Source organism: Candidatus Symbiopectobacterium endolongispinus (assembly GCF_018777385.1).
Classification (GTDB): Bacteria; Pseudomonadota; Gammaproteobacteria; order Enterobacterales; family Enterobacteriaceae; genus Symbiopectobacterium; species Symbiopectobacterium endolongispinus.
This window is the reverse complement of sequence record NZ_JAFJYB010000001.1, coordinates 142,058-164,668: the sequence shown is the minus strand read 5'-3', so window position 1 is coordinate 164,668 and position 22,611 is coordinate 142,058. Positions and strand designations below refer to the sequence as shown.

12 protein-coding genes, 1 tRNA gene and 6 pseudogenes are annotated in these 22,611 nt (G+C 53.4%); 12 read left to right on the top strand and 7 right to left on the bottom strand.

The window, feature by feature from the left end; translation table 11 throughout:
- Positions 1-215: 215 nt before the first annotated feature.
- From JZM30_RS00805 to darE, 9 genes and pseudogenes are all read left to right on the top strand, one after another.
- Positions 216-1,001, top strand: a complete 786-nt coding sequence (locus JZM30_RS00805; protein WP_438801469.1) for an efflux RND transporter periplasmic adaptor subunit — start codon at positions 216-218, stop codon at positions 999-1,001.
- Positions 998-2,326 (top strand): efflux RND transporter periplasmic adaptor subunit, encoded by a 1,329-nt coding sequence (locus JZM30_RS00800; protein ID WP_252317234.1) that lies wholly within the window; start codon positions 998-1,000, stop codon positions 2,324-2,326. Before JZM30_RS00805 ends, JZM30_RS00800 begins: the two co-directional genes overlap by 4 nt.
- Positions 2,323-4,324: pseudogene (locus JZM30_RS24520) on the top strand (site-2 protease family protein). The gene JZM30_RS00800 and the pseudogene JZM30_RS24520 overlap by 4 nt, the downstream one beginning before the upstream one ends.
- 238 nt (positions 4,325-4,562) lie before the next feature.
- Positions 4,563-5,075 (top strand): phage tail protein, encoded by a 513-nt coding sequence (locus JZM30_RS00775; RefSeq protein ID WP_252317229.1) that lies wholly within the window; start codon positions 4,563-4,565, stop codon positions 5,073-5,075.
- The gene (locus JZM30_RS00770) at positions 4,999-5,340 is read left to right on the top strand and encodes a hypothetical protein (protein ID WP_252318015.1); all 342 of its coding nucleotides are present in this window, start codon (positions 4,999-5,001) and stop codon (positions 5,338-5,340) included. Before JZM30_RS00775 ends, JZM30_RS00770 begins: the two co-directional genes overlap by 77 nt.
- 329 nt (positions 5,341-5,669) lie before the next feature.
- A pseudogene (locus JZM30_RS24515) lies at positions 5,670-10,102 on the top strand (DUF4347 domain-containing protein); the annotation flags it as partial.
- 509 nt (positions 10,103-10,611) lie between these two features.
- Positions 10,612-12,078: pseudogene (locus JZM30_RS23750) on the top strand (TolC family protein).
- A gap of 644 nt (positions 12,079-12,722) precedes the next feature.
- A pseudogene (locus JZM30_RS00725) lies at positions 12,723-13,923 on the top strand (IS3 family transposase).
- A 22-nt stretch (positions 13,924-13,945) separates the two neighbouring features.
- Positions 13,946-15,106 (top strand): annotated as a pseudogene (darE, locus tag JZM30_RS00720) (darobactin maturation radical SAM/SPASM protein DarE); the annotation flags it as partial.
- Between the two features lie 23 nt (positions 15,107-15,129).
- On the opposite strand, the gene JZM30_RS00715 reads toward darE, so the two are convergent.
- The 4 genes and pseudogenes from JZM30_RS00715 to blaCAR form a co-directional block, all read right to left on the bottom strand.
- Positions 15,130-15,777 carry a helix-turn-helix transcriptional regulator gene (locus tag JZM30_RS00715; RefSeq protein ID WP_252317221.1) on the bottom strand — a complete coding sequence of 216 codons (648 nt, stop codon included), beginning with the start codon at positions 15,775-15,777 and terminating at the stop codon, positions 15,130-15,132.
- Positions 15,734-15,988, bottom strand: coding sequence for a hypothetical protein (locus tag JZM30_RS00710; RefSeq protein ID WP_252317220.1), 255 nt, complete (start codon positions 15,986-15,988; stop codon positions 15,734-15,736). The genes JZM30_RS00715 and JZM30_RS00710 overlap by 44 nt, the downstream gene beginning before the upstream one ends.
- On the bottom strand, positions 15,985-16,641 hold the full coding sequence (locus JZM30_RS00705; protein WP_252317219.1) for a YbhB/YbcL family Raf kinase inhibitor-like protein: 657 nt from the start codon (positions 16,639-16,641) through the stop codon (positions 15,985-15,987). Before JZM30_RS00705 ends, JZM30_RS00710 begins: the two co-directional genes overlap by 4 nt.
- A gap of 232 nt (positions 16,642-16,873) precedes the next feature.
- Positions 16,874-17,807: pseudogene (gene blaCAR, locus JZM30_RS00700) on the bottom strand (CAR family subclass B3 metallo-beta-lactamase); the annotation flags it as partial.
- A gap of 164 nt (positions 17,808-17,971) precedes the next feature.
- Here blaCAR and JZM30_RS00695 point away from each other — a divergent pair.
- On the top strand, positions 17,972-18,895 hold the full coding sequence (locus JZM30_RS00695) for a LysR family transcriptional regulator (protein WP_252317218.1): 924 nt from the start codon (positions 17,972-17,974) through the stop codon (positions 18,893-18,895).
- A 222-nt stretch (positions 18,896-19,117) separates the two neighbouring features.
- Here JZM30_RS00695 and JZM30_RS00690 read toward each other — a convergent pair whose 3' ends face one another.
- The 3 genes from JZM30_RS00690 to orn form a co-directional block, all read right to left on the bottom strand.
- Complete coding sequence (locus JZM30_RS00690) at positions 19,118-19,486, bottom strand: AAA family ATPase (protein WP_252317217.1); 369 nt, start codon at positions 19,484-19,486, stop codon at positions 19,118-19,120.
- An 81-nt stretch (positions 19,487-19,567) separates the two neighbouring features.
- Positions 19,568-19,643 (bottom strand) — tRNA-Gly (locus JZM30_RS00685).
- A 163-nt stretch (positions 19,644-19,806) separates the two neighbouring features.
- Entirely contained in the window at positions 19,807-20,367 is a 561-nt protein-coding gene (gene orn / locus JZM30_RS00680) for an oligoribonuclease (protein ID WP_252317216.1), read from the bottom strand.
- 130 nt (positions 20,368-20,497) lie between these two features.
- Here orn and rsgA point away from each other — a divergent pair, with 130 nt between their 5' ends.
- Together rsgA and asd are read left to right on the top strand one after the other, a co-directional pair.
- Positions 20,498-21,553: a small ribosomal subunit biogenesis GTPase RsgA gene (rsgA, locus tag JZM30_RS00675; protein ID WP_252317215.1), complete on the top strand. Its 1,056-nt coding sequence runs from the start codon at positions 20,498-20,500 to the stop codon at positions 21,551-21,553.
- A gap of 69 nt (positions 21,554-21,622) precedes the next feature.
- On the top strand, positions 21,623-22,576 hold the full coding sequence (asd, locus tag JZM30_RS00670) for an archaetidylserine decarboxylase (protein ID WP_252317214.1): 954 nt from the start codon (positions 21,623-21,625) through the stop codon (positions 22,574-22,576).
- Positions 22,577-22,611 lie beyond the last annotated feature (35 nt).

Sequence of the window (22,611 nt, the reverse complement as noted above, 5' to 3'; positions counted from 1 at the left end):
GCGCATAAAAGCAACAATCGCGCACATGCTCTACAACGATGAAAGTTTCACTCTGAACATGCTCTCCCCCTTCCGCCGCAGTACAGCTTTGCTATACTGCGAAACATTAAATACAAATAATTAACAGACCGTAACGCCAATTGCGCATTACACCTGTTACGTATTTATCACGGTTTGCGCGGCATAGGTGGACACGGGTGAAAAAAGCGAGCACGTTGCGTTACCTCAGTACCTCAGGACTCTTACTGGCGTGGGGGTGGATGCATATCGCTCAGGCGAATACATCCGATCCCTTGCTAACCTCACCGGCAGCACTCGAGACACCGCAAGTTCACCCCGACACACAGGCTCGGGGTATTTTAGTGGCGGTCGATCAAGCCACCCTTTCCAGCGAACTGCCGGGACGCATCGTGGAGATGCCCTATAAAGAGGGGGAATCCTTCAAGAAGGGCGATGTTCTGGCGCGTTTTGATTGCGCCATCTATCAAGCACAACTGTCGGCATCACAAGCCGCTGCGCGTGCGGCAGAGGCTGAATTAAGCCAAAACCAGCAGTTGGCTCAGATGAAATCCGTCGGGAAACACGCGGTAGCGCTCTCTGCAGCCCACCTCGCTCAAGCACAGGCCGAAAGCCAGGTGTATCAGATTCAGGTCAATCGTTGTCGCATCGTGGCACCATTTGATGGACAGGTGGTAAAACGCCGCTCGCAGGCATTTAAGAGCGTAGCGCAAGGTGCCCCCTTAATGGACGTCGTCAATAACCGCGTTCTCGAGATCAACCTGCTGATTCCATCGCGTCTGCTCTCGGTGCTGAAACCCGGGTTACCTTTCATCTTTACGCCAGACGAGACAGGGAAACCCTTGCACGCCAAGGTCACACGACTCGGCGCACGTATTGACGAGAGCAGTCAGACACTCAGCCTGACGGGAGCGTTAGAAAAACCGGACTCGTCGTTGATAGCGGGCATGAGTGGAACGGCACAGTTTTCGGAGGCGCGGTGAGTACGGCACCGGAATCAGCCACAGCAGGAGCATTCGCACGTTTTCTTGACGTGGAGCGCCGAGCGCGGGCGGCCAACAGTACGGAAGAACTGGCTTATTGTATCGTCAACGACAGCCAGCCGTTATTCGGCTTTCGTCACGCAGCGCTGATCGTCAATGGCCGGGTACGCGCAGTCACCGGCGTTACGCAACCAGCACCGCACGCCCCTTTTGTGGCCTTTATTGAACGCGCCAGCGCCCAGTTATTATCCTCAGACGAAAAAATATTAACGCAATGTACGGTCATTGAAGCTACGCACCTTGATGAACAAAGCCGAAATGATTGGCTAGCGTTGTCCGCACCCGAAGCGCTGCGGGCACCGTTGCTCGATCACCAGGGTAAACCATTCGGTGCCATTTGGTATGCGCGAGAACATCCGTGGCAAAACAACGAGCGAGTACTGGATGAACAGTTGAGCGGCGCATTTAGTCACGCCTGGCTGGCGCTCGAACCACAAACGACCCATTGGCGTCGGCGACAGTCACGGTGGAAAATCGCCGTGCCCGCACTGCTGTTGTTTGCCTACCTGTTTATTCCGGTACGTCAATCTGTGCTGGCGCCCGCAGAGGTCACCCCGCATCAAGGTCGTGTTGTTGCCGCACCGCTGGATGGCGTGATTCAGTCGTTCGCGGTGCAGCCAAATCAAAGCGTACGGCAAGGCGACCTACTGGTCCGTTTTGACAGCACCACGCTGAAAGCACAGGCTGAAGTGGCAGAGCGTGCCATTAACGTTGCCGAAGCAGAGCACCGTGCCAGCGCCCAGCGTGCCTTTCAGGATACCGATTCTAAAACACGGCTCGATTTTCCTGCCGCTCAGGTTGCACAGAAACGCGCTGAGCGCGATTACGCCAACGCACTCCTGAACCGAGCGGAAATTCGCGCAGAACGTGATGGTATCGCTGTCTTTGCCGATGCCACGCGATGGGTAGGTAAACCGGTGCGCACCGGTGAGCGTTTGATGGAGTTGACCGATCCTACGCTGGCGGCGTTACGCATTGAATTGGATGTGGGCGATGCCATCCAGCTTCAGCCCGATGCACCCATTACGCTGTTTCTGGACAGTGATCCTTTGACACCGCACGACGCACTGCTGGAACGCATAGCCTATGAATCAGAGCTGACGCCAGCCGGGAATCTGGCCTACCGTTTGGATGCGCGTTTTACTGATGCACCACCCCGTATCGGCCTGCGCGGTACCGCTAAAATTTCCGGCGACTATGTGCCTCTGGCAGTTTACTTGTTCCGCCGACCATTGGCGGTGATCCGTCAGGCGATTGGGCTATGAATTCGCAACAGCCCCATCTGCGCGCTGACCTTCAATTGGTGGAATCGGCGCCTGGCATCAACGGTGCCCCGCAGTGGGTGCTGGCCGATCCCATCACCGGACGCTATTTCACGCTAACGCCTACTGCCCTTCGCCTGCTACGTCACTGGTCGCTGCGCCACCCGCAGCAGATTTTAGTGGCCGCCAACAATGAGCCAGGCTTGCCTTTACACATCAAAGAGTTGGAGCAGTTGATGCAATTCTTGCGTCAACACGATCTGGTGGCGGCGAGCGATCCCGAGCAACGCCAACGCTATCTGGGCAAGGCCAAAACAATGTGTACCAGCTTATGGAAAAGCTTACTTCATCAATACTTATTTTTTCGCATTCCGCTGTGTCGCCCGGACCCGGTACTCAACCTATGCTGGCCATGGTTACAACGCTACGGTGCCGTATTTCTGACTTGGGGTATTTCCGCTGGTATTGGCGCTGGGGCTATTTTTGGTCAGCCGCGACTGGGTGCGTTACACCCATTCCTTTCCCCACCTGTTCAGCCTGTCCGGCATGGCGGTGTTTGGCCTTTCTCTGGTTTTTGCCAAGTTCATTCACAAACTGGGGCACGCCTTTATGGCGAAACGTGCAGGCTGTCGGGTACAAAGCATGGGGGGTTGCCTTTATCGTGCTGTTTCCCCTGTTCTATACCGACGTCACTGACGCCTGGAAAACCAAAGATCGCCGGGCGCGATTGCTGATCGGTGCCGGAGGAATTCTGGCTGAGCTAATGCTGGCAGCCATCGCGCTATTGGCCTGGACATTGCTTCCCGACGGCCCGACGCGCACTGCCGCTTTTATGCTTTCCAGCGCCACCTGGCTGACGACGTTAGCAGTAAACCTTAATCTCCTGATGCGCTTTGATGGTTATTTCTTGCTCAGCGATTTTTGACGCATCGAGAACCTGCAAGAACGCGCTTATGCGCTTTGCCGCTGGCGGCTTCGGGAGAGCCTGTTCGGTTATGGACATCCGCCGCCAGAAAGCCCATCGCCTCCCTTACAACGCAAATTGCTGATCTGGGGCTATGCATCGTGGATATGGCGCTTTTTCCTGTTCTTTGGCATCGCGCTGGTAGTTTACCATTTCTTTATCAAGGTGATTGGCATTGGTCTGATGCTGGTTGAGATCGCCTGGTTTATCGCATTACCTATCCTGAAAGAAACCTATACCTGGTGGTCAATGCGTGCCGCGATACATCCAGCACGCGCATTGCGCAGCTTACTGCTCGGCCTGCTGCTGGTGTTTGTTCTGTTTTATCCGTGGCGAGGCAGTGTGCGTATTCCCGCCGTATTGGAGGCGGAAAATGTCTCTACGCTTTATGCTCCCGTGCCTGCACAGGTTAATCGGTTATACGTGGCCGATGGGCAGCGCGTTAACGCCGGGGATATCTTGCTGGAATTAACCTCGAGCGATCTCGATTATCGCCTTGATATTGAACGCCAACGCATTGCTCAGCTACAGCAGCAACTGCGCCGTGGTGCCGCGCGCCAGATGACGGCGAGGTGCGCGATCTGGCGCGCGATCTGACGGCGGGCCGCTGGCTAACCGCAGACACACCGCTATTGCGCGTAGTGGAACCCACCCAACGTCGAGTGGTTGGTTACCTCCCCGAGGAATCGCTCACACTTACCCAGGAAGGCATGCACGGCGTATTTATCGCCGACGATCCCGCCTTTCCTCGTTTGGATGTGACGCTGCGCAACATCGCGCCCACGGGCAGTGCCTATTTGCAACAAGAGATGCTCGCCTCCGATCGCCACGGCCCGATTGCGGTTCGTCGGGACAATGACCGTAATCCGCAGCCGGTACAAGCACAATACCGTGTACAGTTTTCCCTCGTCTATCAAGCCACTCGGGCGCAGCAACCCTTACGCGGCAGCGTGATCGTTACCGGAGAGAAAACCTCACTTGCAGGAATCCTCTGGCGTCGTATTGCCGCTTTGGGTATCCGCGAAAGTGGTTTTTAGCGCCCCCCTCTCCGGCATATTTGCGGCATATCGATACATTTCAAAATAATGCTATTTTTTCGGAGGATTACCGACAAAAATCCACACGTAGGCTATTGCTCATAAGCCACTAAAAAACAAGCCAATACCATAATAGCTAAAATAATAAGATGACTAATTAACACCATATCTACTCGCGTAAACCCGGAAAAAGGCAATCTGTCTATCAAGGGGGAGTCATGACGAAATTAACGAAACGATGCTATGCCAAATTCGTTCTCGCAGCGTCATTAGCCGTTGTCAGTTTCATGCTGAAAATGCGTCTGCTTGTGCGGGCGATACGCCCTATATCGGCTCGGTATGTTATATGGTGACCAGTTACTGTCCCAGTGGTTATCTGCCTGCTGCTGGACAATCCGTCTCGATCAGCACCTACCAGGCACTCTATGCATTGATCGGCAATATATGGGGTGGCTCGCCGCAAACCAATAACTTTACCTTGCCAGACCTGCGCGGCAGAAGCATCGTTGGCGCAGGGCAAGGCACAGGGCTCACCCTGATACAACGCGGTCAATCGCTGGGTGCCGAGACGGCCACGCTGGTAGCAAGCAATATCGCGCCTCACACCCACCCTACCACGCAATCGCTCACCACCACCTTTGATGTGTTGGTATCTGCCACCGCGGGCAATCTCAATGTCACAACCGCGCTACCGATCTCCACCGCCACACCCGCCACCGGCGGCAGGGGCAAACTACCTGACGGCGATTAGCGCCACCGTGCCGGTCGGCGCAACGAACCAGAACGCCACGTTTAAAGGACCGTATCAGGCAGCCAAACCGGGTAGCGGATCGACATTGCCTGCCGATGTCACCGTGACAGGCGCGGCCAACATACCGTCGTTCACCGTCAAAGTACCGGAAACGGTGGTAGGCAATAATGTCGGAGGCGGAGTGCCGTTCTCGGCGCGTAATTCTGCAATGGGGTTAACCGCCTGTATTGCAGTACAGGGGCTCTATCCCACCAATCCTAACTAGGCGAGTTTAGAGAGCTGAAAGTGCCGGACATCGCTTCTGGCACTTTCAGTTATTCGACAATTTATCAATATATATCATCAAATTACTGACGAAGACGATCTCAAAAAAAACAACAAAAAATTTAAAACAAAAAAGCAATAAAGGTTTTTCCTAATTTTATAAAAAATGAGTTTCCAAATATAACAACTTCCCTTGGATTTACATTTAAACAACAGAATCACCATGTGACCATTACATTTATTACATTATGAACTACATGGTTTTTCACGTATCCCAGCAACAATTCTCTGGTTGTTATGCAATAACAATCGCTACCGGGAGTACAGGTTATGAAATGGCGTCATTTCTTCTCTTCGCGTAGCAAGCGCGGCCATACCACGTCAGGTACCGCGGCAGCCTTATCGACCCCGCTGGGATAAGCACTGGAAGCACGCATGATGTTTGATGGTGCAGTGGCGGCCATCGCCTCTCAGGCTGATGCTACGCAAAACGCCAGTGAGGGTGCTCAGGCCACTAACACAGCCAACAATGACGCCGCGCATGCCAAGGATGATACTCAGACCCACAACGCTAACCAGACTGATAACGGGCAAAGCGATCACGCGATTACCCAAGATAACGGCACAAGCGATGTCGCCGTGGCGGGGGAAGGTTCACGCAAAGAGGTGGTGTTTATCGATACCTCGTTAACCGATTATCAATCGTTGGTAGATCACGTACCATCAGGCGTTGAAGTCGTTTTGCTCGACGGTAGCAAGGATGGTCTGAGCCAACTGACTGAATGGGCTAAAACCCACAGCGGCTACGACGCCATCCATGTTCTGAGCCATGGCGGCGAAGGCGAACTGCAATTGGGTACGTTGACGCTGGACAGCAACACCGCGGCAACGCGCGCAGCCGATTTAGCGACGCTGGGTGCCGCCCTGACGGAATCTGGCGATTTACTGCTGTATGGGTGCGAAGTGACTCAGAATTCCGGACAAAGCTTTGTAACCCTGCTGGCGCAAATCACCGGCGCTGATATTGCTGCGTCCAACGATGCTACGGGGTTCGGCGGAGATTGGAATCTCGAGATGCAGACCGGCGCGATTGAAGCCACAGCACTGCATATGGACAGCTACCAGCATACCCTGCACGTCAACAACACCGATGTATCATTATGGATGTACGGCATTGATTTCGGCGGAAAGGCGGTGGGAGCTGGCAGCGAAATCTATATGGATTTGGTGGCAACCGAAGAAGAATCCAACTTGTATATCGATATCGACCCGATCACCTCGACTATCACCATGACGATCCGTAACGACGTCAGCACGGTAGATGGGTTGTCCCCATTCGATCCGGTGTTTTCCAACCGCGTGAACGGCACGCTACTCGCTATCACCTCCATCACCCAGGATTATGGGGCAACCACCAGCGAAGCGGACCTCTCGGCCAGCGTGACCGGCACCGACACCACCATAACCTTTCATGTAAACACCAATCAAACCAAGGGCGATGGTGTACTGGTGTGGCATTTTACCTCAACCAATAGCGGCAGCAGCGATACCGCACCGAGTGTTACCGCCACGGGCAGCAACCCGACCTATACGGAAAACGGCTCTGACGTTACCTTGTTTAGCGGCGTGACCGCTGATACTAACGACAGCGGGCAAACCTTTACCGGTGCCACCTTTACCGTAACCAACGTAGCAGACAGTACCGAATACCTGAATATCAACGGTGTCAAAGTATCCTTGGTCAATGGCAATAGCGTCTCACTTGGTAGCGGCTACGGTTCGGCCAGTGTCTCCCTTAGCGCTGGCACGGCAGTCATCAGCCTAAGCGGGGCCACATTGAGCAATGCCAATATGGGCACCTTGCTGTCCAGCATGACCTACGGCAACAGCAGTGACCCCCCCATACCACGGCACGCGTCGTGACCTTAACCCAGGTCACTGACTCCGGCGCCAGCGATAATAGCTATAACCCCGGCAGTATCACCAGTACCGTTGCCGTGGTGGCAGTGAACGATGCTCCAACGGATCTGGCTATCTCTAACACCACATTTGGTCAATCTATGGGCAGCAACGGCATTGTGGGAACATTGTCAGCAACCGACGTGGACTCCACCACGTTTACCTACTACCTACAGTTTGGTGAGCGGCGTTGGCAGCACCGATAATGCCCTGTTTACCCTTAGTGGCAATACCCTACAGGCGGTCAACGCCACGACCATGGCAGCAGGAACCTATTCCATTCGTGTTCAGGTTTCCGATGGGCAAGCCACCTATGAGAAAGTGGTGACCTTGACCGTCGCCGACGATATCGCCCACACTTTTGACACGACACCCACGATCACCGCCCCCACTACGGGCAGATTTACGCTAAACACCGATCTCAACGAACGCGGCACTGTCTATTACGTTGTCGTCCCCGACAGTGCCAGCGCACCGAGCGTAACTCAAGTGATTAATGGGCAGACGGCCACTGGCAGCGTGGCATTGGTTTCCGGCAGTCAGGTATCCAGCAGTGCGCCCTACAGTCAGTCACTGACCCTGACAGGTTTAGCCGCCGCAACCGCCTATGATGTCTATGTGGTCGCCAGAGACAGTGCCGGTAATGCCACCGTCAGCGTGGTCAAACTTGATGTCACCACCGCTGTGAGTAGCACTGCACCGACACTATCCGCCACTGGCAGCAATCCGGTCTTTATCGGCGGTATGGCGGGTTCCATCGATCTGTTAAGCGGCGTCAGCGCAGACACGCGGGACAGCGGGCAGACTTTTACCTCTCTGACCCTGACCGTATCCAACGTCAGCGACAGCGGTGAATTTATCAGCGTAGCAGGCAACAGCATCAGCCTGGCAGCAAACGGTAGCGGCACACTGACCGGCATCGGCAGTTATACGGTGACGCGCGTCGGCAACACCGTGACACTGCAACTGAACGGGATGAACACCAGCAACACGCAATTTGCCGGTCTGGTGGATGGTTTACGCTACGGCAATAGCAACAGCAACGTCACTGCGGCCACGCGCGATGTGTCCTTAACCGCCGTCAGCGACAGCGGCGGCAGCAACAACACTAAGTCGCTGAGCCTCACTTCGTCAGTGGATGTGTTGGCTAGCAACAGTGCACTCTATGTCACCTCAGGAGACGATACCGGCGACGATGCGGCTTTCGGCAATAGCTTGCAAGAGGATATTGATGACGGCGGCGGGCTCAGTCTGCGCGAAGCCTTACATTGGGCCAACCTGACCCCCGGCGTTGATCGTATTGTGTTCCAGACCAACGTCAGGCTGGCTGAAGGCCTGCTGGTCCCCACCAGTTCCATGTTGATCGACGGGCAAAGCTTTACCCTGAACGGCGGCGGTTATTCCGGCTTTCAAATCAACACCTCGTCAATCACCCTCGCCATTCAGAACCTAACGCTGACGAATTTCACCACCAGCAATAACCAGGTTACCGGTGGCGTATTGGGGATCCATTACGGCGCAACGGACATCAATTTCAGGCTATATAACGTCGACATCTCCGGCAATACCGACAATACCTGGGGTACAGGTATGATTGACCTGTTCAATATCGCCCAGGCAGGTATATCGTCGATTTAGATCGGGTCAATATTCATAATAACGTGCTGTTTGGCGGTTTAAATGAAGAGGGGGGTTGTCCGACTGTTCGTCAACGGTACTCAGCACACCGTCTCGCTGTCACTCACTAATTCCGCCATCTACAACAACGGCAGTTTTAACCCAGCCAGTGGCAATATTGGCGTGGCGGGCATTTACGCGACGGCGAGCGGGCCCAACGCCACCAATACGCACATCAGTTTGATGAACACCACCATCACCGGGCAGGATGCGGGTATGGTGTTCGGGTTCACTGCGGGATCGACGGACTGGGCCGTCAGCGTACGCAACTCGATTATTTCCGGTAACACTGTCGATGTCACCACCTTCCAGGGTGGTAGCTATACGCTGAACGGCAACAACAATCTGATCGGCGGTACTGTAAACCTGATTTCTACGGCAGATCCGCGTCTGGCTGCGACTGCCACCAATGGGATTAATCAAGGCGATCGTTTCTCTGTCACCGGTGACGCTGATGCTCGCGGTCTGGATCGTGTGCGGCAAGGGACTGTCGATATCGGTGCTTACGAATCGCAATTTGCCTCGGGTGTAAGTCCACAGGTGGACCTGAACGGTGCTGGCTCAGGCAATGACTATAGCGCCACCGTCTCTAGCGGCTTGAGCACGGGCGTGCCTATAACCGACATGCTGGCAACACTGTCGCAAACCGACGGCGATACACGTCTGTGGACACTGACGCTCTCACTGGCGACGCCACGCTGGAAGCCTTCCAGACGGCGTTACGCGCTATTGTCTACGTCAATGTTGCCACCACGCCAACTGCGGGCAACCGCACCATTTCGGTCACCGCCAATGACGATGCCAGCAGCAGTGCGACCTCGACCCTGACGATCGTCACAGGTAATCCACCCGTGGTGGCCACTCCCATTCCCGCGCAAAGCATAGCGCAGAATGGCAGCCTGAACTTTACGGTCCCCGCAGGTACTTTTACCGATCCAGATGATGATACGTTGACGCTCAGCGCCACTTTGGCTAACGGTTCGCCGGTGCCCAGTTGGCTGACCTTTAATTCGGCAACCGGCACCTTCTCCGGCACACCAGGCAACGGTAATGTCGGTAATCTGGTGATCACTGTCATCGCAACAGATGGCAACAACGCCACCGTCAGTACCAACTTCAGCCTGACAGCACCGCCCGGTATTCAAGGTGGCGATCCGCAGTTCCGCGCTACAAACGGTATCAACCTGACACCGTCATCAAGCGATGCGCGTCAGTCATCAGGACAAGATAGCGGTATCGCGCCCCCCGCGTTGGGCGGATTGATCGTCGCTCCATCGCTCGGCAGTTTCACTGCCAGTAACGCGGGGACACCTGGTTCAGTAATGTCCGCCATTTTCTCCGCGAATCGACAACATACCGAAAGCGGAACATTCCCGACCAGCGAGGTTGCCAATACTTTCGTGCACGGGATTGCCAGCAGTGTTGGTGTGAACTTTGACAGTACGCTCGGCGCTTTCCCCGCCGTCGCTGCATCGACAATTACAACAAATGGGAGACGCTGAGTGGCAACGGCTAGCCGCACTTGAGCAAGCCTTGCAGGACAGCGGCCAACAACAAGGGTAAGACTGCGACGTGAACGTGGTCAGTGATAACAAAAATCATCACGACAATAACAACAATGACGAGGAGCGGAATCGTGTTAAAGGTTCGGAAATTATTTAGCCTTAGCGCTATTGTGTTGGCCGCCAGCGGCTGTGCCGTGACCACCCAGCCGATCACCAAAATGGAAAGCGGGCAACACAGCCAACAAGACAAAATCGCCATGTTCAGCCAACAGGAACCTGTCACGGCCCCCATTACGCTGTATGACGCCATGGCGCGTGCACTGAAATACAACCTCGAATCACGTTTAAAGGTCATGGAACATGCATTGGCTCAGCAACAGCTGGAGCTGGCGCGTTACGATATGCTGCCGAAGATCGCCGCATCTGCGGGCTACGCGGGGCGTAATAATATGAGCGCTTCCAGTAGCCTCAGCGTAGAAACAGGGAATACCTCTCTTGAGCCGTCCACCTCGCAGGATCGCGATCGCGACGTGGCTGACCTGACCATGGTATGGAATGTGCTCGATTTTGACGTCAGCTACGTAACGGCCCAACAAAAATCAGACCAGCGCTGGATTGCCGAAGAGCGTAAACGCAAAGTGGTGCACACCATCTTGCAAGATGTGCGATCTGCCTACTGGCGTGCCGTCGCTGCTGAACGCCTGCTAGGGCAGATTGATAGCTTGATCGTTCGCGTCAATTAAGCGCGCGAAGCAAGCGAATGCATGTCCACGCAGCAAGTGGGCGATCCGATCGAAGCACTGAGCTATCGCCGTGCGCTGTCGCTAGCCAAGACCGAACTGGCAACGCTGATGAACCTGCCGCTCGATACACCATACAAGCTCGCACTGCCACAGAGCAGTGACGAAATCGTGCCACAATTGAATATCGATGTGAAAACGCTGGAAGAAACCGCGCTGGTGAGCCGGCCGGAACTGCGCGAGCAAGATTATCAGGTCCGTATTCATGCTGCCGAAACGCGCAAAGCGCTGCTACATATGCTGCCCGGGATAGAAATCAGCGCCGGCGGTCACTATGACAGTAACTCCTTCCTGGTCAACAACAGTTGGGCTGATGTTGGAGTGAAAGCCACCTGGAATCTGTTCAACGTGTTATCCGGCCCGGCTGCACGTAAAACGGCACAGGCCAATGAACAAGTGGCAGAAGTACAGCGTCAGGCGATTTCGCTGGCAATCCTGGCACAGCTTTACGTCGCGCGCGCCAATTAAAGTGAAGCACTGCGGCAGTATAAAACCAGCGCAGAATTGCGCGATCTGGATGGGCAGATCGCCCAGTAGTTGCGTAACCGCTACAAAGCGAACAGCATTGGTGAATTGCAACTGATTCAGGGCGAGTTAAACGCGTTGAATGCCAATCTACGCCAGGACTTAGCCTACGCAGAGCTGCGTAACACCTACGGGCAGATCATCTCTACCGTCGGACTGGGTCTGCTACCGAAAGCACTGCCATCAGATAAGCTGGGCGATATCAGTCAAGCGTTGCGCCAGTCAGAAAGCGCGTGGCAACAAAGTAAACTGAGCGCACTGCAAGCTTTCTAGCAGTGGTACGCCATGATGTCTATCAACATCATGGCGATAATAAGCACTCGCCAACGTGGAGATCAGCGACCATAATAAATTAACAATAAAACAACATTCAATCCGTACAGTTTCTCATGATGGGGCCGATAACCTTTAACGAGGTGTTTATTCTGAGGCGCTGTTATGAAGAGTTTGCCATCCTTATTACTGATGTCTTGCGTTTTAACCCTGCTTTCCTTTTCCGTTAATGCGATAGAACATCCCAAGGCCAATCAAGCCAAGGTGACAACCGTAATTTCATTTCCTGCTACTGCCATAAAAGCCACTTAGAATGAAGTTATACGCGCTGAACACACCTTAAAAGTGAATAAACAGCTGCAACGGGAGCCAGGTCTGCGCTTTATTCCGGGGCAAGGTGCGACGCAGCAAAGCGTGACTAATGTTATCACCACGCAAAATTTTTATTGGCGACAGTAAGAGTAAGCGTCAACCATCCACCGTAATTCACACTACAGCCACTTGGGATCTTGTTCTTGTCGCGAATTTTATCGAACGCCTTTACACCGTTATTTAGATTGGCCCCTTAGATCTCCAGATAGATAGACACTCTTAAAATAAGAGGTAGTCTAAAAACTATGTTTAATACCGGTCACAAAGAAAAAATGATCTCAGTTCTGTCAGGGCCTGAACGCCGCCATCGGCGTACCGCTCAGGAAAAAATCGCTATTGTTCAGCAGACTATGGAGCCCAAGATGACAGTATCTCACGTGGCTCGCCTGCACGGCATCAATCCTAATCAGGTAGTTACTTGGCGCCGGCAGTATCAGAATGGCAGCTTCACTGCTGTCAGTGCCTCAGAAGAAGTGGTTCCGGCCTCTGCACTCACTGCTGCCATGAAGCAGATTAAAGAGCTGCAACGGCTGCTGGGGAAAAAACGATGGAGGTTGAGCTCCTCAAAGAAGCCGTGGAGTACGGCCGGGCAAAAAAATGGATAGCGCACGCGCCCTTGCTGCCCGGGGATTCGGACTGACACAGGTCAGCCGCGCTCTTAATGTGTCGCGTGCGCAGTTATCGGTTTATCTTCTAAGCTCTGCCGAGTGGCAGGATCGCCGACAGAAGCCTAACCACAACGATGCTGAGCTTATCAGCAGAATACGGCATCATACTGCTGAATTGCCGACCTATGGCTACAGACGAGTCTGGGCATTACTGCGTGATGAAAGCCAGCAGGATAGGCTTGCGATAGTTAATGCCAAAAGGGTCTACAGAGTAATGCGCGACAATCATCTGTTGCTGGATAGAAAGGGCGTTACTAAAGAGCAGCGAAGTCACAACGGCAGGGTTGCGGTTGCTGAAAGTAACCTCAGGTGGTGCTCGGATGGCTTCGAGTTCAACTGCGATAATGGCGATAAGCTGCGTGTCACGTTCGCGCTTGACTGTTGTGACCGTGAGGCGCTGGACTGTATAGCGACAAATGGCGGGTACACCAGTGAAATCGTGATGGATGTGATGGTAAACAGCGTCAGTAAGCGGTTCGGAAATGGGCTTCCAGAGGTCCCCATCGAGTTCCTGAGCGATAACGGCTCCTGTTACACAGCGAAGGAAACGAGGGCGTTCGGTCATCTATTGAATCTTGAAACGAGGACAACGGCAGTGAGGAGTCCACAAAGCAATGGAATGGCTGAGAGCTTCGTGAAGACGATGAAGCGCGACTATATCAGTATAATGCCCAAACCGAATCAGCAAGTGGCATTGAAAAACCTGGCTATCGCGTTCGAGCACTATAACGAGAAGCATCCACACAACGCGCTGGGGTATCGCTCACCACGAGAGTATCGTCGCCAGCGAGAATCGCTAACTTAAGAGTGATCTTGCGTCTGGAAATATAGGGGCAAATCCAGTGGCAGCCAAAAAGTTGTTAGTGGTATTGAAAGCCACTCGCCTGTGTAACTTACGTTGCACTTATTGCCACTCTTGGACTGAGGGGCCAAACCAAACGATGCGGTTTGATATATTGGTTCGAACTATCCGTAAAATATTAGCTATCCCCAACATTAAACGCTTTGAATTCGTGTGGCACAGTGGCGAGGTGACGCTACTTAAACCTCTTTTTTTTCAAAAGCTACTCTGGCTACAACAACAATTCAAACAACCAGAACAGCATATTACCAACTCAATGCAATCAAACGCGGTAAATATCTCGGATGAATGGTTAGCCTTTATTAAAGGGATCGGAATGCATGTTGGTATTAGTCTAGATGGCATTCCTGCCGTTCATGACTCACGTCGCGTCGATTACCGAGGTCGAGGAACAGCGCAACGCGTCGCTGAGGGACTCAAAAGGCTTAAACAACATCCTATCCCCTACGGGGCACTCATCATTGTTGACCGCCATGTCTATCAAACGGATCTCCGAGAAATGTTCGATTATTTCGATAAGATAGGTCTCAATGACATCGAATTTCTCAACATTATTCCTGATAATCGCATCCCTGCCGGAGGAAAGATCGACGGAAATTACATCACTTATGCCGAGTTTATCGCGTTTCTGAATCGGGCATTCACGCTTTGGTGGGACGAATATCAGGCTGTTTTACATATTCCACAATTCAGCGATTTTATTCGAGCCATCAACAATCCAGGTACTCGACTGGCCGCCTGCTATTGGTCAGAAAACTGTTCCCAGGAGGTCATTACTCTTGAACCCAATGGAGACGTTTCACCGTGCGATAAATATGTAGGCGATGCGGGTAGTCATTACGGCTCGTTGATGAAAACGGATTTGGCAGAGCTATTGGCCTATTCGGCACACAACCAGGCGGCAAAGCGTGAAGAGCAGGAAGCCTTCAATAAAATGCGCCAGTGTCGCTGGTTTTCCCTCTGTCATGGGGGATGCCCGCACGATCGTGTGATTAATCGCCGACACGTGGCGGGTTACCAGGATAATTGCTGCGGTACGGGTAAACTGTTGGCGACCATCGAAAGCTGCCTGAAAAAGGAACGTCGTGCTACCCAGACAACGGAGGATAACCCGCCCTCACATTAGGGTTTCGCATAATCATTGCGTCCTCAGCGAATGGCGGAAGGCAAGCAGCCAAAACGGGAGCGAAAGAGTTCAGAAAAGCGCGCCCGCGATTGATATCCGCAGGCCTCAGCGATACGCGGAATGCGCCAGGCGGTGGTTTGCAACAGCATCATGCCGTGGTGCATACGAATATCGCTTAGGATCGTTTCAAGGCGCTCTTGCTCTGCGGCAAGACGCCGCCGTAGCGCGGCTTCGCTCATTGCCAGTTCTCGACCCGCTTCGCGTGCGGTCCAGTGACGATGCGGTGTGCGCCCCATCAGCGCTTGCAGACGCGCTACCGTTTCATTGTGCCGTGGTTGACAGAATACATGACCACGCTCAGACAGGGCGCTCAGAAGTTCCAGTAACCGGTAGGTAAGTCGCTCATCGCTCACGGGCCTGATCTCGACGCTTTCAATCAGATGCCATAACGTCGATGCCAAATCGTCATCCAATGGCATCACCTGAACAGGCCCAGCAGCGATGCATTCAACGCCCCCCACAAGAGAAGAGGCCGCGGAGTGACTTTCCAACAGCGCGCTCGCGATTGTCATAAATACCGAACGGAAACAGCACTCAGTCCCTCCTGGGATTTTCACGATGTCCACATCATGAGCCTGCGTCGACCAGCACCAACGCAGGCCGCGTGGCATCGACCAAGACCTCATGCTCTGCGAACGCTAAACGCATCTGCCCTGATACCACCAGTAACACGGTTGCCTCATGAAACTGTAAACGTGCGGTTTGTTGCGGTTGCCGCAGGCAAGGTTGAGCCAGTGCGCACAAGCCATGTCGCACCACGGGCGAGGACGAGGGCAACCGCCAGCGCTCTCCTCCCTCGCCGTGCAACACCGGCGCTGTCAACGCTTGCCCGACGTGGTTAACGCCACAGGCACCGCTGGATTCAAACTGTAAAGCCCAGTCAGGCTGGCTTTCGCCAATACCGGCGCCGTCGCCAGCGCCGCGCGCACGTTCGCGCCATCCAGCGGTCCATTCACGGCCAATGCAGGAACCGCCAGTGCGTAAACGGTGAAAATATAGTGATGCACTAACGCATCATTCCACGGCGGGCACGGGCCGTCATAACCGTAATAATCGCCCTTCATTTGTTCATCCCCGGCAAACCAGGCCATGTAATCATTAATACCGTGTCGGCTTTCATCAGGTGCGGCAGGGCCCGATTTTCCACGCGGCGTAACGCCGTTTGAATGCGCCCCCGCAGCAATCTCCGTCAGGGTTGGCGGAACATCAAGCAGCAACCAGTGGAAAAAATCGACGCGCGGCAAGGTTGCCGGCACTTCTCGACCTTCCTGATTCACATCATCGCCTTTACTCGGCACATCAGGATCGTGACACACAATAACGAAGGATTGCGTGCCCGGTGGAAAATCGCGCCTGGCAAGATGCGGGTTGCGGTTAGATGACAGCGCAAAGTGTGCGGCACCGTCTGGCACGGCAAACGCAAATTCACCCGGTATCGCCTGACCATTCTGAAAGCTTTGACTGATGAGTTGCATGGAAAACCTAGTCCTGTGGAGTAATGAAATGCCGCCCCGGCCACTATACCGGTACGCAGTAAGATCATAATAGTGGATTTGGTTGCCCCCGAGGTGCCTTATCCAATCAAAAGACTGACGAAACCAATCAAAATGATTGGTTTCGGATTATTATTTAATAGATCTGTTTAATTCCTCCACTACTAACGGGGCGCAATTAGAAAAGGATCGCGGCAAAGATGATCGTCATCGGTTAATGAGAGCCCATCTGAACGCGTTCCCGTTCCAATCGCTTCACCGCCCCAGCACGCAGTGCATCCAGCTGTTCGAGAAGACTTTTAGCATCCACGAGCGGGTTTACCTGACCAGGCTGACGCGTTTTGAGCCGCTCGCTCGCTTCAATCAGCCCATTACTGAAGGGATGCGCGGTTAGGTGCACACTGATGGGGTGTTGAGCATCATTCACCATTCTCTTGATGCGATCGACGCTACTAATGTAAGCCTCAACCTGTTCCGGACCATCGATCGCATTTAATCCCAAACCGCCAATGGTAATCGCGCGATAGGTGTTTTTACCTTCTTTCACGTCCATCACATAAGACGTGGTTCCCCATGTATGGCCCGGAGTGATGTAGGCGTAAAAAGTCGTGTCGCCCATAGAAATCGCTTCGCCGTCTTTGACAATCAAGTCATTCGGCGCAGGAGCGGGCATTACCCATGCATTGGGTTTTCCATGCGTTTTTTTTTGCATCCTCCTGCGCTTCTTTCCACCCTTGCTCCGCCATCACAAAACGGGCATTGGTTAACACATTTTTCAGTTTGGCGACGCCCCCCACATGATCGAAATGTCCGTGCGTCAACAACACCATTTTGATATCCGCCGGGTCTACGCCAACGTGCTTGATATTCTCAATGAGTCGATCGGTAAATTCGCCATATAACGTATCAATAAGCACTGGCCCATCGCTGGTTTTGATAAGCCATTCCGAGACCCAGCAAAGCCCCACATAGTAGACGTTATCAAACGCCTGATAGGGCTCAACCGTTTGAGCGTTGACATCATTCAGCCAACGCCCGAGTTCGGCAGGCATCTTACCGCTATTCCCGAACTGGTCGAAATACGCGTTAATCGTTGATGAGGGACCGCATCCGGTTAATGGAACAGAAGGCGTGCTATTCAATGGAGCAGTGCCGGCAAGCAACATACAGAGGGCGGAAGCCGTCAGGCGTTTAATGTACATTTTTCGTCTCTTTATTTAACGTTGTTGGGCAAACTGTAATTGCTCAAACAGAACGAATAAATACGGTAGACTGCAAAGCATTGTTGCACATTCCGTACATTAGGAGCGCCATGATGGATCGCTTTATTGCCATGCGCGTCTTTGTTGATGTGGTTGATCTGGGAAGCCTAACGGCCGCAGCGAACAAACTGGATATCTCTCGGGCCATGGCGACACGCTATATTGCCTCAATGGAAAAAGCGTTTGGCACTCGACTCCTGCACCGTACCAGTCGCAGTTTGGGGCTAACGAGCACAGGCAGCGAAATTCTGTCCTATTGCCGCCAGATTCTGGCTTTGAATGAGGATATTGGGGCCGTGATTGGCAGTAAACGTACTGAACCGCACGGCCTGATCCGTATAGCAAGTAGCCTCTCATTTGGCCAATCCTATCTGGCTGAGGCAATGAGACGCTATGCGACATTGCATCCTAGTGTTTCCGTTGAAATGGTACTGAAAGACCAGTCGGTCAATCTGGTGGAACAACGGCTCGATCTTGCCATTCAGGTAGGCGATAAATTGGAGCCGGGAGTTATCTCACGGCAACTTTCTCGCTGTACGTCGGTGGTATGTGCCGCTCCCGATTACCTGGCACGCAGGGGTGTTCCCCAGCGGCCGGAAGCACTGAGTGAACATAATTGCTTAAACCATACCCGCTTTGGCAAAAACTGGCATTTTCGCCACACTTCGGCCAACGGCACAGAAACGACGTTTGATGAGGTCGAGGTGAGCGGGAATTTTGCCGCCAATGACAGTATGGTGCTGCTGCATGCCGCATTGGCGGGCGATGGCATTGTCCATTTACCGACGTTTACAACGCAAGCCTATCTTCGTTCCGGTGCATTGGTGTGTTTATTTGCCGACTACACGTTGCCCGCACTGGGTATTTATGCGTTATACAGTTCACGCAAATACCTACCGACAAACACACGGACCCTGTTGGACTTTTTAGTGGATGACATGTCGGAAACCCAGTGTGTGGATGATCCGTCATAGCGGCGGCACGTGATGCCCCCACACGACAATCCACCAGCGGGTTCATACTAAAGGCCGCTTATCCTCAGCGTGTTTAAGACTGCATCAACGCGCGCATTCACGCAGGCTTTAGGCAACAGTGACACTCTATACCCCAATGCCGGGTAGACCTTTTGTAATCGCTAAAATTCAGCTACCGCGGCATCCATACTGTGGCGTCGCTCGCTGTTCTGCCGATAGATCTCAGGCCAGGGGGGGAACAAGAAACACGCGTGAGTGATAACGATAGCGTGACGCGAGCGCGGTAAGCACTGGTTCACCGGTAACTGCCTGAAGTGCTGCCGCCGCATCGATTAACCCGCGATCAAAAAATACCCATGACTGACTTTGATCGCTCGCCAGAGCATAGTCATTCGCTGCAAGCGTTATCGCCCGACGTAAAAATGCTTCCATGTTCTTCCACGGCACAGCATCACCTCTCGAAGACATTGCTTCGCGCACGATGCGTTGGCCGGGCTCCTCAACAACGGTATAGCCACGCCGGTGCAACTCTGCCAGCAGCGTGGTTTTGCCACCGCCAGAACACCCGGAAAGGATAACGAAACGATCCACAGGGCGCCTCATAGGCAATATGAAACATGAAAAAAATAATGAGGAAAAACAGAATGTAATGAGACAAACAGAAGAGAAATTTGGAGCGGGGAACGAGACTAGAACTCGCGACCCCGACCTTGGCAAGGTCGTGCTCTACCAACTGAGCTATTCCCGCAGGAATAACCATCTTCACTCGCACCACAAATTCTGCTGCGGTACGGGGTGCGAATTATACGAGAAATCGTTGCCGCCGCAAGCCCCTTACCACGAAAAAATGACTGACTGCCGATAAAAACAGCAATTTCGCCATCGGTCGAGCAAAAAACCGCCCATAACGGCTACAGACGGATAAAATGCTCGCGGTAGTAGGCCAGTTCTGCCACAGAGTCACGAATATCGTCCATCGCCTGATGCGTACTCTGTTTTTTCAGCCCGCCCATAATCTCGGGTTTCCAACGGCGCGCCAGCTCTTTCAGCGTGCTGACATCCAGATAACGGTAATGAAAATAGGCTTCAAGCGCAGGCATATAACGAAACAGGAAACGGCGATCCTGACCAATGCTGTTACCGCAAATCGGAGATTTCCCAGCAGGCACCCACTGCTGCAAAAAAGCAATGGTTTCTGCTTCAGCCGCGCGTTCATCATAGGCACTGGCTTTAACTCGTTCTGTCAGGCCGCTGGCACCGTGGGTACGCACGTTCCAGTCATCCATCAGCGCTAACTGGGCATCGGATTGGTGTACCGCGATCGTCGGTCCCTCGGCCAACACATTAAGATTGGCATCGGTTACCAGCGTTGCGATTTCAATAATGCGATCCTGCTCCGGGTCCAGCCCCGTCATTTCCAAGTCTATCCAAATAAGATTGTTTTCGCTTACCTGACTATTTTCAACGGACATACATTTACTTCCTTTTCCAACCATCCCCAGAGAAGCGGGAATAACAGGCATCAGTTAATTAAAATCAAATAGCGTGTATTATAGTCTCTTCAGCTATTGTGGGCGATAACCACAGTTCAAGTGAGGCTCAGTGAGCAAAAATAAACTGTCCAAAGGACAGCAACGTCGAGTTACAGCGAACCACCAACGTCGTCTTAAGCACAGAGAAAGCAAAATCGAGTGGGATGACAACCAGTTGGAAGAGCCGCAAGAAGGTATCATTATCAGCCGTTTTGGTATGCATGCGGATGTGGAAGCGCAGGATGGTATTATCCACCGGTGTAATATTCGTCGTACCATCAAATCTCTGGTCACCGGCGATCGCGTGGTGTGGCGTGCCGGTAAAGAGACGCGGGCCGGGATCAGCGGTATCGTTGAGGCGGTGCACCCGCGCGAGTCGGTGCTGACACGCCCGGACTTTTATGACGGCGTTAAACCTATCGCCGCCAATATCGATCAGGTGGTGATCGTTTCCGCGATTTTGCCTGAGCTGTCACTGAACATCATTGACCGCTATCTGGTGGCCTGCGAAACCCTGGAGGTCGCCCCCCTGATTGTGCTGAACAAAATCGACCTGCTGGATGATGAAGGCCGCGCGTTTGTCGATGGGCTGATGGACATTTATCGTGCGCTGCACTATCCGGTCATCATGGTATCAAGCCACACGCAGCAAGGGATGGAGGCGCTGAAGCATGCCTTAACGGACAGGATCAGCATTTTTGCCGGCCAATCCGGGGTGGGAAAATCCAGCTTGCTGAACGCATTACTCTACCCTGACGCCGCCAAGATTCTGGTCAACGACGTGTCCGATGTGTCCGGTTTGGGCCAACACACCACCACGGCGGCCCGGTTGTATCACTTCCCGCACGGTGGCCATGTGATTGATTCCCCCGGCGTGCGTGAATTTGGCTTATGGCATCTGGAGCCGGAGCAAGTTACACAGGGCTTTATCGATTTCCGGCCCTACCTCGGCACCTGTAAATTCCGCGATTGCCGCCACGATAACGATCCAGGTTGTGCGCTGCGCGCTGCCGTGGAGCGCGGCGACATAGCCGAAGAACGTTTCAATAACTATCACCGTATTCTGGAGAGCATGGCGCAGGTAAAAACGCGTAAAACCTTCTCTGATTCTGATACGGACCGCTGACTTTTACCGCATCCATCGCTACAATGCGCCCCTTTTTAGATGGGCGCATAAAAACCTAAGGAGCTCACTGTGCTGGATAAACTGAAAATCGCCTTACAATACTGGCTACCGAAAATCGCACTGACGCGGTTAGCAGGCTGGGGTGCAGACAAGCAGGCCGGCAGGCTTACCAAAGGGGTTATCGATCTTTTCGTTCGCTACTACAAAGTGAACATGCAGGAAGCGCAGCACCCGGATACCGGTGCCTACCGGACGTTCAATGACTTTTTCGTGCGCCCGCTGCGTCCGGACGTGCGCCCGATTGATCCGTACGCACACAGCGTGGTGCAGCCGGCTGATGGCGTATTATCGCAAATGGGCCTCATTGTCGACGGTAAGTTGATTCAGGCCAAAGGCCACGACTACTCGCTGGAAGCGCTGCTGGCAGGCAATTACGTGATGGCCGATCGCTTTCGCGATGGCCTGTTCGCTACTACCTACCTCTCGCCGCGCGATTACCACCGTGTGCATATGCCTTGCGACGGCGTGCTGCGTGAAATGATCTACGTACCGGGCGACCTGTTTTCCGTCAATCTGTTTACCGCTGACAACGTACCCAATCTTTTTGCCCGCAACGAGCGCGTTATCTGCCTGTTCGATACCGATTTTGGCCCGATGGTACAAATTCTGGTGGGTGCGACTATTGTCGGTAGCATTGAGACCGTCTGGTCTGGCACCGTGACGCCGCCACGCGAAGGCATCATCAAGCGTTGGACCTATCCTGCGGCGGGTGAGCAAGGTGCCATCGCCCTGCAAAAAGGCGAGGAAATGGGCCGTTTCAAACTGGGCTCTACGGTAATCAATCTGTTTGTGCCCAATACGCTTCAGTTTGTCGCGCACCTTAATCCGCTGAGTGTTACCCGTGTGGGCGAACCCTTTGCAGAAGCAAAAATGGTGGATTCCACAGAAGAAGCACCCGTTGCCGCAGAATCTGTGCCGGATGCGACGGACCATGGCGATGACGCAATGCACCACACGCATTAAGTAACCTGTGTGCCAGCGAACCTGCGTGAGAGAGG